The organism is Gordonia sp. 852002-50816_SCH5313054-c (genome assembly GCF_001665925.1).
Lineage (GTDB): Bacteria > Actinomycetota > Actinomycetes > Mycobacteriales > Mycobacteriaceae > Gordonia > Gordonia jacobaea.
In genome coordinates this window covers 189,931-203,738 of sequence record NZ_LZTE01000029.1, presented here as the reverse complement: position 1 = coordinate 203,738, position 13,808 = coordinate 189,931, and the positions used below count along the sequence as shown (strand labels likewise).

The 13,808-nt window shown below is 65.9% G+C and carries 14 protein-coding genes; 8 read left to right on the top strand and 6 right to left on the bottom strand.

Features of this window, described 5'->3' with window-relative positions:
• Nucleotides 1-20 precede the first annotated feature (20 nt).
• Together A5788_RS05325 and A5788_RS05320 are read left to right on the top strand one after the other, a co-directional pair.
• Nucleotides 21-890 carry a serine/threonine protein kinase gene (locus A5788_RS05325; RefSeq protein ID WP_231894169.1) on the top strand — a complete coding sequence of 290 codons (870 nt, stop codon included), beginning with the start codon at nt 21-23 and terminating at the stop codon, nt 888-890.
• A complete protein-coding gene (locus A5788_RS05320) occupies nt 887-1,477 on the top strand; it encodes a hypothetical protein (protein WP_064866731.1) in 591 nt (196 codons plus the stop codon). The genes A5788_RS05325 and A5788_RS05320 overlap by 4 nt, the downstream gene beginning before the upstream one ends.
• Here A5788_RS05320 and A5788_RS05315 read toward each other — a convergent pair.
• Together A5788_RS05315 and A5788_RS05310 are read right to left on the bottom strand one after the other, a co-directional pair.
• The gene (locus tag A5788_RS05315) at nt 1,467-2,213 is read right to left on the bottom strand and encodes a DUF5134 domain-containing protein (RefSeq protein ID WP_064866729.1); all 747 of its coding nucleotides are present in this window, start codon (nt 2,211-2,213) and stop codon (nt 1,467-1,469) included. The genes A5788_RS05320 and A5788_RS05315 overlap by 11 nt on opposite strands.
• A complete protein-coding gene (locus A5788_RS05310) occupies nt 2,210-3,733 on the bottom strand; it encodes a PepSY-associated TM helix domain-containing protein (protein ID WP_197494505.1) in 1,524 nt (507 codons plus the stop codon). Before A5788_RS05310 ends, A5788_RS05315 begins: the two co-directional genes overlap by 4 nt.
• 243 nt (nt 3,734-3,976) lie before the next feature.
• Between A5788_RS05310 and A5788_RS05305 the strand changes: the two genes are divergently transcribed.
• From A5788_RS05305 to A5788_RS05285, 5 genes are all read left to right on the top strand, one after another.
• Nucleotides 3,977-5,638: a flavin monoamine oxidase family protein gene (locus tag A5788_RS05305; protein WP_064866727.1), complete on the top strand. Its 1,662-nt coding sequence runs from the start codon at nt 3,977-3,979 to the stop codon at nt 5,636-5,638.
• A 47-nt stretch (nt 5,639-5,685) separates the two neighbouring features.
• On the top strand, nt 5,686-6,483 hold the full coding sequence (locus tag A5788_RS05300) for a carbon-nitrogen hydrolase family protein (RefSeq protein WP_064866725.1): 798 nt from the start codon (nt 5,686-5,688) through the stop codon (nt 6,481-6,483).
• 330 nt (nt 6,484-6,813) lie between these two features.
• Nucleotides 6,814-7,608, top strand: coding sequence for a hypothetical protein (locus A5788_RS05295; RefSeq protein ID WP_231894168.1), 795 nt, complete (start codon nt 6,814-6,816; stop codon nt 7,606-7,608).
• A 54-nt stretch (nt 7,609-7,662) separates the two neighbouring features.
• Entirely contained in the window at nt 7,663-8,868 is a 1,206-nt protein-coding gene (locus A5788_RS05290; RefSeq protein ID WP_064866723.1) for a DNA polymerase IV, read from the top strand.
• Nucleotides 8,868-9,836 (top strand): esterase/lipase family protein, encoded by a 969-nt coding sequence (locus tag A5788_RS05285; protein WP_064866721.1) that lies wholly within the window; start codon nt 8,868-8,870, stop codon nt 9,834-9,836. The genes A5788_RS05290 and A5788_RS05285 overlap by 1 nt, the downstream gene beginning before the upstream one ends.
• On the opposite strand, the gene A5788_RS05280 is transcribed toward A5788_RS05285, so the two are convergent.
• The 4 genes from A5788_RS05280 to A5788_RS05265 all read right to left on the bottom strand — a co-directional run bounded on the left by A5788_RS05280 (nt 9,833) and on the right by A5788_RS05265 (nt 12,857).
• Nucleotides 9,833-11,473 carry a SulP family inorganic anion transporter gene (locus tag A5788_RS05280; protein WP_064866719.1) on the bottom strand — a complete coding sequence of 547 codons (1,641 nt, stop codon included), beginning with the start codon at nt 11,471-11,473 and terminating at the stop codon, nt 9,833-9,835. The genes A5788_RS05285 and A5788_RS05280 overlap by 4 nt on opposite strands.
• 65 nt (nt 11,474-11,538) lie before the next feature.
• Nucleotides 11,539-11,901, bottom strand: coding sequence for an ArsR/SmtB family transcription factor (locus A5788_RS05275; protein WP_064866717.1), 363 nt, complete (start codon nt 11,899-11,901; stop codon nt 11,539-11,541).
• Nucleotides 11,902-12,009: 108 nt separating this feature from the next.
• On the bottom strand, nt 12,010-12,510 hold the full coding sequence (locus A5788_RS05270; RefSeq protein WP_064866715.1) for a SixA phosphatase family protein: 501 nt from the start codon (nt 12,508-12,510) through the stop codon (nt 12,010-12,012).
• The gene (locus tag A5788_RS05265) at nt 12,507-12,857 is read right to left on the bottom strand and encodes a hypothetical protein (RefSeq protein WP_064866713.1); all 351 of its coding nucleotides are present in this window, start codon (nt 12,855-12,857) and stop codon (nt 12,507-12,509) included. The genes A5788_RS05270 and A5788_RS05265 overlap by 4 nt, the downstream gene beginning before the upstream one ends.
• A gap of 61 nt (nt 12,858-12,918) precedes the next feature.
• On the opposite strand from A5788_RS05265, the gene A5788_RS05260 reads away from it, so the two are divergent.
• Entirely contained in the window at nt 12,919-13,788 is an 870-nt protein-coding gene (locus A5788_RS05260) for a DMT family transporter (protein ID WP_064866711.1), read from the top strand.
• The last annotated feature ends 20 nt before the right edge of the window (nt 13,789-13,808 follow it).

The window sequence follows — 13,808 nt, the reverse complement described above, 5'->3', positions numbered from 1 at the left end:
AGGCAATAAGGAGCCAGCCCATGACGACCGACCTGCACACCACGACCAACGACGCCGAGCCGGAGAACGACGTCGAGCCCGAGAACGATGGCGCCGGCGAGTCTGACACCACCAATCCGCCCGCCGAGAAGCCGGCCGCCGGGAAGGCTGCTGCCGAGAAGGCTGCCGCCGAAAAGCCCTCAGCGCGAGCTCAGTTGGCCGAGTATTTGACGGTGCGTCGCCACCCTGTTGTCGCGGCGGTCAGCATGCTGTGCGTCGCCGCGCTGGTCGCGGTCGGCGTGCTCGCCTACCTCCTCGTGCAGCGATCCGACGACCTCGCCGCCGAGCGCCAACTGACCGCCGACAAACAGACAGCCGAGACCATCGCGGGCAGGTATGCGGTCGGCGCGGCGACATTCGACTTCAACAATCTGCAACCGTGGTCGGCAGCGCTCAAGAACGGCACTGCGCCGGAACTCAATTCGCGCTTCGACGTCGCGGTGAGCACGCTGACACCACTCATCCAAGAGGTCCAATGGGTGCAGACCGCGAAGCTGATAGCGGCGAAAACCGTTGACATCAGGGCTGATCGGCAGTTCATCGTGCAGGTCTTCGTGTCGACGCACATGACGAGTACGCAGAATCCGAAGGGACTCAACACCGTCACCCCCTACACCATCACGCTCGATCGCGATAGCAAGTGGCTGATCACCGACGTCGCCGGGATCGCAGGCGCGGCGCAGGACGGCTCGTCGGGCAGCGGCAGCCCGAATCTCACGCAGACAGACGCGGGCACCGGAACCCAGGGCAGCAGCACTCAAGGAAATGGCAACCAGGGAAACAGCAACCAGGGGAGTGGCAACGGCACGGGCGGTCAGGCCCCGGCCGCCCCCGCGCAGCCGACACCGTGACCTCGTCCACGACCACTCCGGGCGGACGCCGCTGGTCGGTTGTGCTGCTCGTCGTGGCAGCGGTGGGAGGCGTTGCCACGACGATGACGTGGGTTCGGGCGCAGGGGTCGGTCATTCCGGCGTCGACCGATCTGACCGACCAGGCCGTCACACGTTCGGGAGCACCCGAAGAGCTTGCCGCGCGCGGCGTCGTGAGTCTTGCCGGAGCGATCGCGCTGGTCGCAGCCTGCCTCCTCGTCGCGCTGGCGCTGTGGGCAGTCAGCCCTGGCTATCGGTACGCGCGCGCGGGCTACGCCGCGATCGGGGTCTCGGCGGTCGGCATCGCGGCGGTGGTGTGGTTCCTCATGGATGCGGCGGTGCATTCGTCGGTCTTCGGCGGGGCGGTCGACGTCCAGACCGACACCGTCGGGGTGTCCGCATGGCCACCGATCACGCTGTGCTGCTTCGTGATCGCCTGTCTCGTGGGTGTGATGCTGGTGCCGCGAGCGGGTCGAGACGGTCACACTCCAGCCGATGACCGCGCACCAGCCAACGACGTTCCCACAGAACCCTTTACGACGCCGCGTCCCCCAACGCTCAGAGCATGACGCCGAACATGATCGACATCCCCGCCGCCATGCAGATCTGCGAGATGTCGCCCGCGAAGGCGAGTACATCCGACGTCGTGCCCGCGCGGCGTCGTCGATCGAGGTAGCGGTACAACCACACGACTGCGGCGATGGCGAAACCGATGGTGAGAATCCAGTTGATCGGCGTGATGTACGCCGGTTGGCTGGTGCCGGTCATGTCCATTCCCGGCATGTCCATGCCGCCGGAACCGTGGTCGTGGGCGAGCACGAGCTCACCGAGCGCCGACGTGTATTCGACTGCGCCCGAAGCACTTGCCGAGGTGCTCCCAGGGAGCAGGCTGCCGTTCATCACGGCGTACATCCACGCCATCGCGCCCATCATGACCGCGTGATACACGGCGACCGATCGCCCGAACACCGAATCGGTCGCGGGGACGCAACCACAGTTCGCCCCGCAGGTGCACACATCGCCACACCCGCATTCCGGTTCGGCGAGAACAGAACTCGGGAATGCGAGAGTCGCCAGAAACCAGATGGCAGCGACGATGAAGAAGACCATCGGGCCTGTGGTCGGCCAGCTCATCGAGAACGGCCACGCCATCACGATCATCGCGACGGCCATGATCAGGTGCAGCACGTGTCCGACGTAGGCGGGCCAGCGAAGCGGTTGGCGCACCATTGCGTACACGGTCAACGCCGCGGAGATCACGAACAGGATCGTGACGACCCAGCGGAGTGCGAGATTGTCGATCATCGGGCACTCTCGGTTGCTGCCGTAGCCGGTTGCTCATCGGAGGGGCCGTGCTCGTGTCCGTGCGGAGGGGTCCCCGAACCGCGCCGCGAAGCAACGATGCCCCACACGGCGTCGACGATCACGAACATCGCCAACGGAATTCCGAACCACGGCGCAAACCACCCGAGTACCGCGACCACGACGATGAGCGCAACCGCCTCACCGGGCAGGAGCGAACTCAGCGACCCTCGCCCCGGCGCCTTGGGCAGTCCACCTCTCGTGGGACGCCGCCGCCACCACATCAGGTAGCCGCGGACGATCACGCTGATCAGTCCGATTCCCAAGAGCACCAGGATGATCTGATTGATGATGCCGAAAAGGCCCATATGTGCGCTGATGGCCCAGTCGGTCATTTTCGCCATGAACGGCCACTGCGCGAAGTTCACCCGATCGACGACAGCAAATGTCTTGGGGTCCACCGCGATCGCGTCGTACCGGGTAGGGAATCCGCGATTGTTCTCGTTCACCGACCACGCCGCGCCCTCCGCGGACGGCGGCGTGATGACCATCGGTGCGCGCAGACCCGCTTGCGTGGCGGTGTTGTCGACGGCGGTGAAGTCCGACGGCGTGATCGTCGGCGGGGCTTCGGCTGTCTCGTCACCCCCGTGGTGATGACCTTCGCTCGACGACGCGGGCGATGTCGAGACCGCGGGCGTCGTCCACGACAGTTCGGTGCGCAACTCAGAGATGCTCGCGCCCGCATACCGCGACCAACTCAATCCCGACGCCGACAGCGCGACGAGTCCGATGATGATCCACGTGCCGACGGCCCCGTGCCAGGTCAATGTTCGACGACGCTTCGGAGCATCGCGGTCAGGGGTGAGCACACGGTTGAGCTTGTGGGTCCGTCGTCGATAGCCGATCCAGAGGACCAGCCCGCCCAGCGCCGTCACCCAGAGCCAGCTCGCGGCGATCTCGCTGTAGTTGCGGCCGACGACACCCAGGTGCAGGTTGCGGTGCAGGTCGTCGAACCACGTGCGTACCGGCAGCCATTCGCCCATCGTGGTCAGCGATCCGCGCACGTCACCGGTGTACGGATCGACGAAGACGGTGCGTGTTCGGTCAGACGGCAGGTCGTCGACGCTCAGTGTCACCCGCGTCGTCGAGTCGGCCTTCGGCGCAGGCGTCACCGACGCGATGCTTCCCTCCGGATGAGCTCGACGCGCCGCAGCGACCTGATCGCCGAGCGGAAGCCGCTGTGTGCCGACATTGTCGACGGTGAGCTCATGGCTGTAGACGGCCCGGTCGACCTGCGGGATGAGTGCGTACAGCGTGCCCGTCACGGCTGCGACCAGTAGGAACGGGCCGATCAGGATTCCCGCGTAGAAATGCCAGCGCAGCAGGAGCGGACGCCACCGCTGTGCCGCCGACGGGGCCGGCCGCGCACCTCGCGCATCACGATCTGGTTCGACGGCTTCTGATTCGCCGGTCTGGGGTTCGACGGTCTCGGACTCGGCGGGCTTGTCTGGCGCGGAATCCACGGGTGGAGGGCTGACCACGGCTTCGGTGACTTCCTTCTCGGGATGGCTGCACTGCCGCCGGTTTTCCGACGGCACTGTGAGGAGTAGTCGCCTCGGCCCCGCTTGCGGTTCCCGCAGATCTTGGATGACCTGGGTCACTGTCGACCGTGCGCTCGAGACCGTCGACCGTGCGCTCCATCACGCCGACCGTGCACGCGAGGCAGAAGTCCCGCACGTCAGCGCGCCAGACCATAGGGTTGATACGTGCAGCCAGACGCACCTGTCACCATCTTCGGCCCCGACTTCCCGTTCGCATACGACGACTGGATCAGCAATCCCGCGGGTCTCGGTCGTGTGCCCGACGACGCGCTGGGCGCGGAGGTCGCGATCATCGGCGCCGGTATGGCGGGCATGGTCGCCGCGTACGAGTTGATGAGGGTCGGTCTGCGGCCCGTCGTGTACGAGCCCGATCGCATCGGTGGCCGGCTGCGCTCCGAGCAGTTCGTGCCGGGAGAGCCCGAGGTCGCCGAGCTCGGCGGCATGCGGTTCCCCGTCTCGTCGAGCGCGTTCTTCCACTATGTCGACGCACTCGGTCTGCGCTCACGCCCGTTCCCCAACCCGCTGACCGAGGCGGCGGGCAGCACCGTCATCGATCTCGGTGGCGAGACGTTCTACGCCAAGACGCTCGACGACCTGCCGCCGATCTACCGCGAGATCTCCGACGCCTGGGATTCGGCGCTCGAACGCATCGCGGGATTCTCTGCGCTGCAGGATGCGATCCGCGCTCGCGACACCGCGACGCTGAAATCGATGTGGAATGAGCTCGTCCGAGAGTGGGACGACCGCAGCTTCTACGACTTCCTCGCGACGTCGAAAGAGTTCGGTAACGCGACCTTTCGGCATCGAGAGTTGTTCGGGCAGGTCGGATTCGGTACGGGCGGGTGGGATTCGGACTTCGGCAACTCGATGCTGGAGATCCTGCGCGTCGTCGTGACGAACTGTGACACCGACCAGCGGTTGATTGTCGGTGGGGCAGAACAGGTTCCGCGTCGACTGTGGTCGGCCACACCGCATCGCATCGCGCACTGGCCGGTGGGGACGAGTCTGTCGTCACTGCACAGTGGTGCGCCACGCGCGGGCGTTGCCGCGATCCGACGACTCGGCCCCGACCGCATCGAGGTCACCGACCGCTGGGGCGACTCGCGGGAGTTCTCCGCCGTGGTCGCCACCTGTCAGGCGTGGCTGTTGTCGACCGAGATCGAGTGCGACGAATCGTTGTTCAGCCAGGACCTCTGGATGGCGCTCGATCGCACCCGCTACATGCAGTCGTCGAAGACATTCGTCATGGTCGACCGTCCCTTCTGGACCGACACCGACCCGGCGACCGGCCGTGACGTCCTGAGCATGACGCTCACCGATCGCCTCACCCGCGGCACCTACCTGTTCGACAACGGCCCCGACCGTCCCGGCGTCATCTGCCTCTCGTACACGTGGATGAGCGACGCGCTGAAAGTGCTGCCGCATCCAGTCGACCGCCGCGTCGAACTCTCGCTTGCGGCACTGAAGAAGATCTACCCCGACCTCGACATCGCGTCGCACATCGTCGGCCGCCCGATCACCGTCTCGTGGGAGGACGACCCCAACTTCCTCGGCGCGTTCAAGGGTGCACTGCCCGGCCACTATCGCTATAACACCCGGATGTACAACCACTTTCACGGTCAAGAGAATCTGCCCGACGCCGAGCGGGGCATCTTCATCGCGGGCGACGACGTCTCGTTCACGCCCGCATGGGTCGAGGGCGCGGTGCAGACAGGCCTCAACGCGGTCTGGGGAGTGATCACACATTTCGGCGGCGCCTCGCACCCGTCCAATCCCGGGCCGGGCGATCTGTTCGCAGAACTCGGACCCATCGACATAGGGCCGTGACCGCCGTCCCGCCATAGAAGCGCGTCCCACCGCAGAAAGAGACTTGGATGACCACCGATCGACTACGAATTGCGTTGTGGCAGTGCCACTCTGTCGCCGACGACATCGAGGGCAATCTCGACCGACTCGAGCAAGCTGCCGCGGAGGCCGCTGCACTCGACGCCGACCTGTTGATCACGCCCGAGATGTACCTGACCGGCTACAACATCGCGCCGAGCACTGCGCGACGCCTCGCCGACCCCGTCGACGGCAGGCTCGGCAACGCCGTCGGTGGCGTCGCGCGTCGCACCCGGATCGCGATCCTGTACGGATGCGCCGAACTCGACGACTCGGCCGTCTACAACACCGTGAGACTCGTCGATGCGAACGGCATTTCCCTTGCCTCGCACCGGAAGACGCATCTGTTCGGCGACGTCGACCGCGACGCCGTGACCGCGGGTATCGCCCCGCCCCCGGTGATCGACATCGGCGGCTGGAGTCTCGGTCTGCTCATCTGCTACGAGGTCGAGTTCCCAGAACTGGTGCGCGACCTCGCGGTCCGTGGCGCAGAGGTGATCTGTGTTCCCACCGCCAACATGCCCGAGTTCGACGCCGTGCAGACGGTGCTGCTCCCGGCCCGCGCCCTCGAGAACACCGTCTATGTGGCATACGCGAACTACTGCGGCGTCGAGGGCGACCTCGCATACGGTGGCCTCAGCGAAGGCATTGGCCCGGACGGTCGGGTGCTCGCGCGTGCCGAGCGCGAACCAGAACTGCTGGTCGTCGACGTCGAGCGAAAAGTGCTCGACGACGCGCGCGAGCGATTCACTTACCTGGACGACAGACGCTCAGATTTGTTGTCGTAACGCGAGGCGTCTCGGGCGCGACACATCATCCGTTGATTTCAATATGAAGTTTGGTTCAGCAATTATTCAGTCCTCGCATCTGCGCAGGTCGAAGGCCCTCTGTGAGACGCTTGGACGAATGTGTCGACAGTCACGTCGGGATGTGGACATGACCTACGGCCGTGTTCTACCGTTACCTACGGGTCAGTAAGCTACCGGCTGGTAGCGATGCTTTTGGGGTCACTTTCACCACGACGGTGTTCGCTAAAGCGTGCGCTCTGCTCGGCGGTGGTGACCCCTTTTTCATGCTGATCTGTCATCCGATCGAGTGTCGACGAAGGGGGCGGGTTCATGACCGAGACGGCTACGGATATCGGAGTGTCCACACATACAGGACAGGTGCGTTCGAGGGGTTCGCGCTCGTCCGAAGCGCAGCGGCAGGGACGAGGTGCGCGACGACAGCAACGCGCGCGCGCCTTCCTGCGGCCTGCGGTGTTGATCGAGGCGATCGAGGTCGAAAAGCTCATCGTCATACCCGGACTCGACGTTCTGCTCGCTGAGCCGGAACGCTTCGGACTGATCAACGAGACGTCGGCAGCGTTGCGTCAGGCGGTCGACCGGCACGAGACCGCGGTCGACGTGCTGATCGGCATGCTCATCGATTCGATCGGCGACGACGAGAGTGCCGCAGACCAACTCAACAGTGCTCCCGTGGTGCTGCCGGTTCGGGCATTGCAGAGCATCGTCGACGACTACCGGGACAGCAACGACGTCGCGAAGGTCGACGTGGTGCGGCTGGCCTTCCTCTTTGTTGCGGTTCATGCACTCACCGACCCGACGAACTGTGCGACGGCCTCCCGCAACCTCAACCTCGTGCCGCCGCCACTGCACCGCGACCGCGCTGTGCTCGGGCGGGTCATGGCCCACGCCCTGCCCACCTTCACAGCACGCGACCGCGACCTGTTCGCCGTGTACGTCAGCAAGGCGAGCGCGTTCTTCGCCGTCCCGGCTCCGGCATCGCCGACGTCCGAGGACGACGGTGCCACCGACCTCGCGATTGTCCGCTACAACGCCCACGCCCTGCGCACCAGTTGCCAGCACGTCGGGCTGGGCGGCAACGCTGTCCGCGTCGCCGGCTTGGGCTGACCAGCAGCGAACGTTTCGCGGCGCGGTGCGCAGCGCGACCGTAGGCTTTGACGTGTGAGCACCGACCGGCCGCAACGCTTCCGGTGGCTCCTGCACTTCGATCTCGACCAGTTCCAGGTCTCGGTCGAGCGTCTGCGGAGTCCCGAGCTCGCCGACGTCGCGCTCATCGTCGGTGGTAACGGCGACCCGTCGGAACCGCGCAAGGTCGTGACATGTGCGTCGTACGAGGCTCGCGCGCACGGCGTCCGCGCGGGCATGCCCCTGCGCGCCGCGCACCGCAAGCTACCCGACGCCGTGTTCATCCCCCTCGACACCGAGGCATACGACGCCGCGTCGGCGGAGGTCATGGACACGATCCGCGGACTCGGGTATCCGGTCGAGGTGTGGGGCTGGGACGAGGCATACGTGGGCGTCGAAAGAGAGGGCATCGAAAGAGAGGGCGTCGAAAGAGAGGGCGTCGACGACGCCGCGATCACCGAGATCGCCACCCGCATGCGCACCGCGGTTCTCGGCGCAACTGGTCTCGACTCGTCTGTGGGGATCAGCGACAACAAACAGCGGGCGAAGATGGCCACCGAGTTCGCGAAGAAGCCCGACCGTCTGCCCCCGCGAGACCCCGCAGGCGTCTCGACCTTCCTGCCGGTGCAACCGTTGCCCGACAAGGTCTTTCTGCTCGACGACCGCAACTGGATAGAACTGATGGGGCAGCGTCCCACCAGGGATCTATGGAGTGTCGGACCCAAAACCGCGCAGAAACTCAGCGCCAACGACATCGACACCGTCGACGACTTGATCGCGACACCCCGCGACGACCTCATCTCCACATTCGGTCCGCACCAGGGCAATTGGCTCTACGTGCTGTGCCGGGGCCATGGCGACTCGACGATCACCGCAGAACCGTGGGAGGCGCGCTCGCACTCCAAGTCACGGACCTTCCCGGCCGATCTGACATCGGTGGACGAAAAACACTCTGCGGCGCAACAGTTGACACGAGAACTGCTCGACCAGGTGATCGACGAAGACCGCGTGCCGTTCCGGATCGCGGTCACCGTGCGGACGTCGACCTTCTACACCAGGACCAAGTCGCGCAAACTCGCCGCACCCACCGTCGACATCGCAGAACTCACGCCGGTCGTTCTCGACCTCCTCGACCGCTTCGACGCCGACCGCCCCGTGCGACTGCTCGGAGTACGCATGGATCTCGTACCCCTCGACGCTCAGCCCACTGTCGACACCGATCTCGACGTCGAGGTGACCTGATGCAGCAGAACAGAATTCGCTCAGTGTGGCCGGCCATCATGGTGACGTTGACAGCCGTGCTCGCACTCGTGCTCGGCCCGGCATCGGCGCACGCCGCGCCCCGGCTCCCCGTCACCTACAACTTTCTCGACGGCGCACGCGCAGAGCTCGCTCACCCGGGTGGCTCACTGCCGGGCACCAACGACTTCTCGTGCCGTCCGACGCCGCGCCATCCCCGACCGGTCGTCCTCGTACACGGCAGTGGTGGTGGGCAGCAGACGAATTGGGCGACGCTCGCACCCGTGTTGGCCAACGAGGGCTACTGTGTCTTCGCCCCGACATACGGAGCCTTGTCGACGCAATGGCCCGCATCGGCGCTCGGTGGCCTCGGCCCCAAAGAAGACAGCGCATGGCAACTCGCGTCGTTCATGTCGAAGGTCATGGCTGCGACGCACAGCGACCAGGTCGACGTCGTCGGGCATTCACTCGGCACCGAGATCCCCACCTATTGGATGAAGTACCTCGGCGGACGCGGCCATGTGGCGCACTACATCTCACTCGCCCCGTACTGGCGCCAGGGACCCGACGACGACGATGCGCGCGGTGAGGCGGTGGCCGAGTTCCGACGAGCACTCGGTGTTCCGACACCGAAACGCCCGAACTGCCCCGACTGTGTTGCGCCGCCCCGCGATCTGGACTTCAACCACGCCGTGCGACAGCCGACTCCCTACCTTCCCGGAGTGAGCTACACGAACATCGTCACCAGATTCGACGACATCGTCACGCCCTACTGGGTGGGAATTCTGCCGGGCGGTCCCGGGACGTCGGTACGCAACATCGAGTTGCAGGACGGGTGCGACCGCGACTTCGCCGACCATCTGTCGATCGTGTCCGACCGTCGAGCGGTCGCGCACGTCCTCAACGCGCTCGACCCCGCACATCCGCGTCCGGTGCCGTGCGTGTTCGTGCCACCCATCACAGGTGGCTAGCCCGCAGGGGAGACCCGATCGTTCGCGACATGTTCGCGGGCATGGGTGATCGCGTCGTCGAGGTTGGTCATCAGATGATTTTCGTGACGGAGTTCGTCGATCACCCCGACGCCTTCGAGCAGCTTGAGATGGTCGTCCTGCACGCCCTTGATGATGACGGTGATGCCGCGGCCCTCGAGGTCGGAGACGATCTCTGCGAGCGTGTGGGCCCCTGTCGCGTCGAGCATCCCGAGATGCGACATCCGGATGATCACCACCCGTACCGTGGCGTCGGAGTGGGCGCCGGACGAGATGGCCGTCGAGATGCGTTCTGCCGCACCGAAGAACATCGCTCCGTCGAGTCGGAGCAGTGCGATGGCCTCATCGCCCGGTTGTGCTGGTCCCGGTAGCTCTTCGCGCGTCACACTCGACCGCTTCGCGACCTGCCGCAGTGCGAAGAACGCTGCGACGACAATGCCGATCTGTACCGCCTCGATGAGGTCGAAGCACACGGTGATGACTGCCGTCACCGCGAAGATGAGAGCGTCGGATCGGGTGGAACGCATGATCTTTCGGACCGTCGACGACGAGATCATCCGAAAGCACGTCACCATGAGCACACCCGATAGCGCGGCCAGCGGGATCTGTGAGACGGGACCCGTTGCAAGGTACACCACACCGAGAAGGAACACGGAGTGCACGATGGCCGACACACGTGTGCGTGCTCCCGAACGCACGTTGACCGCGGTCCGCGCGATCGCTCCGGTCGCGGGCATGCCGCCGAACATCCCCGACGCCACGGACGCGAGTCCCTGGCCGGTGAGTTCGCGGTCGGGATCGTATGGGCCGGTCGGCGACATCGTTGCGGCGACCCGTGCTGACAGCAGCGACTCGATCGCCGCGAGCGCTGCGATGGCAACAGCAGCTCCTGCAAGGGATTTCATGGTCGAGACGTCGAGGTGGGGTAGCGCGGGTGCAGGCAGATGTGAGGGGAGTTCGCCGATTCGACGCACCCCCAGGTGCATGAACCCGACGATCACGGTCACCAGGATGACGGCGGTCAACGACTCGGGAATGCTCCGATGGATGCGCGGCAACCCGACCATCAGCACGGCGATCACGGCGACGATTCCGAGGGTTTGGAGCGCGACGCTCCAGTCGGCATGCGTGACAACGTGAATGGCTGCCGGAAGGGTGCGTTCACCCTTCGGTGCGTCGGCGCCGAACGCGGCGGGAACCTGCTGCAAGAAGATGATCACGGCGATGCCGAGTGTGAACCCCTCGATCACCGGCCACGGAATGAACGTGACAGCCCGTCCGAGGCCGACGGCTCCCGCGATCAGCACGATGAGTCCGGCCATCACCGTGACCAACGCGATCGATGAGATCCCGTGCGCCGCAACGATCGGCGCGAGGATCACGGCCATCGCACCCGTAGGGCCGGAGACCTGTACGTGCGAACCGCCGAAGATCGCGGCGACGAGGCCTGCGACGACAGCGGTGATCAGGCCCGCGGCCGCTCCGACGCCCGAACTGATACCGAAGGCAAGGGCCAGCGGGAGTGCGACGACGCCGACCGTGATACCGGCGACGACGTCGGACTTCCAAGAACGACGTAGTCCGGCGTAGTCGCCGGTGGTGGGGATGAGTCGCAGCATGCGGCGCGGGGCGATCGCATGCAGCCACGCTGAGCTTCGGCGCCTCGGCCCTGTGGCCGTCGCGCTCACTGTGCGACGACGGGCGGGAGCGCAGCCATCGAATCGAGTTGGTCGCGTTCAGCACCGAGCGTGTCGGCGAGGAAGCCGCGCGCGGTCACGAGAAGGTCCGCGACCTTGGGGTTCGCCAGGCTATAGAAGACAGCGTTGCCGACGCGTTCGCTGTGCACCACGCGATGCCGCTTCAGGACGGCAAGGTGCTGCGACATCGTCGTCGGTTCGAGCCCCGTGATGGTGAGCAGTTCGCTGACGGGCGTCGGCCCACCGTTGGAGCTGAGCACCTCGAGCACGCGGATCCGAACCGGGTGTGCGAGTCCCTTGAACAGATTTGCCTTGATTTCGTAGAGCGGTTGCGGCCAGTTGGTCGTCATCTGCCGACCTCCTCGGTGATTGATGTGGGCGATGAAATGATGGATTGATAAATTGCGCAATCCATTGATAGCACTTCTGGCATCTCGGGTCGAGTCAGGTGTGACGTACTACGCCTCGGCGCGCGGTATCCGGACGCCGAGGAGTTCGGCATCGGGATCGGCGTCCAGGCCCAGGCGATCCCAGTCGAGGGTCACCGCTACCACGGCGTATGCCGAGGTCGGGAACCGTTCGATGTATCCATCCGGGTCGAGGGTGAGTGCCGTCTTCGGCATGCCCGGTTCGTGTCCGACGACGAGAACGGTCGACGCATCGGCCGGCGCGTACACACGCACGACCTCCAGGATGTCGACGGGTGATCCGCCGTAGATTTCGTCGAGGAAGGTCGTCGGCGCGCTGATGCCGGTGCGCTCGAGCGTCTCGCGTGTGCGTGTCGCGGTCGAGCAGAGCACGGCGTCGACTCGGAGATCCTCTGAGCGAATCCACTCGCCTGCGAGCGCTGCTTCTCGACGGCCGCGGTCGGCGAGCGGGCGGTCGTGGTCGGCGACACCCGGCGGGTAACCGGACTTGCCGTGACGCATCAGTACCAGCGTGCGGGGTGCTGCGCTCATGCGATGTTCCGCGAGCGGCCTGCGCCGTGATCGCCGCGCTGGCGGGCGTCGGCGATACGCAGCACCGTGACCGTGGCTCGCCACGCCGCGGACTCTTGCCGACAGAACTGCGCGTGGTCGTTGTCGCCCGTTGTCGACGCCTCATCGGCCTGGGCCTCGAACTCGTAGGCCTCGTCGAGGCAGTCGGCGATGATCGACAGGACGGTCGTGTGGTCGGTGTGCGCGGCGTCGAGGACCTTCGTGATCGTCTCGGCGTCGAGGGTTGCGAGTTGCTCGAGTTCGGTTCGGAACCACGCGATCGCGCGTGCGTCGTCGTGCCCGGAAGTGCCGTGATGTGTGCCCCGCATCTCTTCAGATTAGTGGGGGACACCGACGCAAAGCCGCTACGACACCGTTAGCCTGGATTTCGTGCATTCCTGGCTTCCCGCGCTGCTGGCTACTGCCGCAGCACTCCTCATCGCCGGGGGTACGGTGCTCCGGCAGCGTGCCTCTCGGGCGTCGGGGGCCATCACGCCGGGCTGGTGGCTCGGAGCGGCGATCGCGATCGCCGGGTTCGCGCTCCAGGCGTCGGCTCTCGGATTGGGGTCGATACTGCTGGTCCAGCCGCTCGTCGTGCTGGCGGTGTTGTTCGCGTTGCCGCTCGAAGCGTGGGCCGACCATCGGCATCCGCAGGCCAAGGAGTGGGCCTGGGGTGCGATTCTCGTCGGCTGTGTCGCGACCTTCCTGCTCATCTCGCGCCCCGAGCCGTCGCTTCGACGACCCAACGACATGGTCGTGTGGGGGGCCGTCGCGGCGGTCGCGGCGGTCGTCGTCGGATGTGTCGTCCTTGCCGAGCGATCCACCCCGCACTACCGGGCACTGTTCTACGGACTGGCCGCGGGGACGCTGTTCGGAGTGTCGGCGCTCCTGGTCAAGACGGTGGTGTACCAGGCGATTCACCACGGCATCCACACCTTCGCCAAGCCCGAGATCTACCTGCTGGTTCTGGTGGCGACCGGAGCCGTGGTGGCCCAGCAGAAGGGGTTCGGCGCGGGCGACCTGCAGACGTCGTTCCCGGCCATGAACGTGATGGAACCCGCGGTGGCGATGGCCCTCGGCGTGGTGCTCCTCGGTGAGAATCTCAAGGTGTCGGTGCCCACCGCGCTGTTCCTCGGGATCGTGCTCGCCGCGATGGTCCGATCCGTCGTCGAGCTCGCGAAATCGTCGGCGGTGCGAGGCGAAGAACGCGAGGCGCAACTGCGTGACTCGGCACCCTCGCCGATCCGCAGGGTCGCCTGACGGGAGTCGACGACGCCGCG

Excerpts from the sequence above, each read along its gene's own strand:
- A5788_RS05325 (WP_231894169.1), top strand. The coding sequence starts at position 21 with ATGACGACCGACCTGCACACCACGACCAACGACGCCGAGCCGGAGAAC.
- A5788_RS05315 (WP_064866729.1), bottom strand. The coding sequence starts at position 2,213 with ATGATCGACAATCTCGCACTCCGCTGGGTCGTCACGATCCTGTTCGTG.
- A5788_RS05300 (WP_064866725.1), top strand. The coding sequence starts at position 5,686 with ATGACCACCGATCGACTACGAATTGCGTTGTGGCAGTGCCACTCTGTC.
- A5788_RS05295 (WP_231894168.1), top strand. The coding sequence starts at position 6,814 with ATGACCGAGACGGCTACGGATATCGGAGTGTCCACACATACAGGACAG.
- A5788_RS05285 (WP_064866721.1), top strand. The coding sequence starts at position 8,868 with ATGCAGCAGAACAGAATTCGCTCAGTGTGGCCGGCCATCATGGTGACG.
- A5788_RS05280 (WP_064866719.1), bottom strand. The coding sequence starts at position 11,473 with ATGCTGCGACTCATCCCCACCACCGGCGACTACGCCGGACTACGTCGT.
- A5788_RS05275 (WP_064866717.1), bottom strand. The coding sequence starts at position 11,901 with ATGACGACCAACTGGCCGCAACCGCTCTACGAAATCAAGGCAAATCTG.
- A5788_RS05270 (WP_064866715.1), bottom strand. The coding sequence starts at position 12,510 with ATGAGCGCAGCACCCCGCACGCTGGTACTGATGCGTCACGGCAAGTCC.
- A5788_RS05265 (WP_064866713.1), bottom strand. The coding sequence starts at position 12,857 with ATGCGGGGCACACATCACGGCACTTCCGGGCACGACGACGCACGCGCG.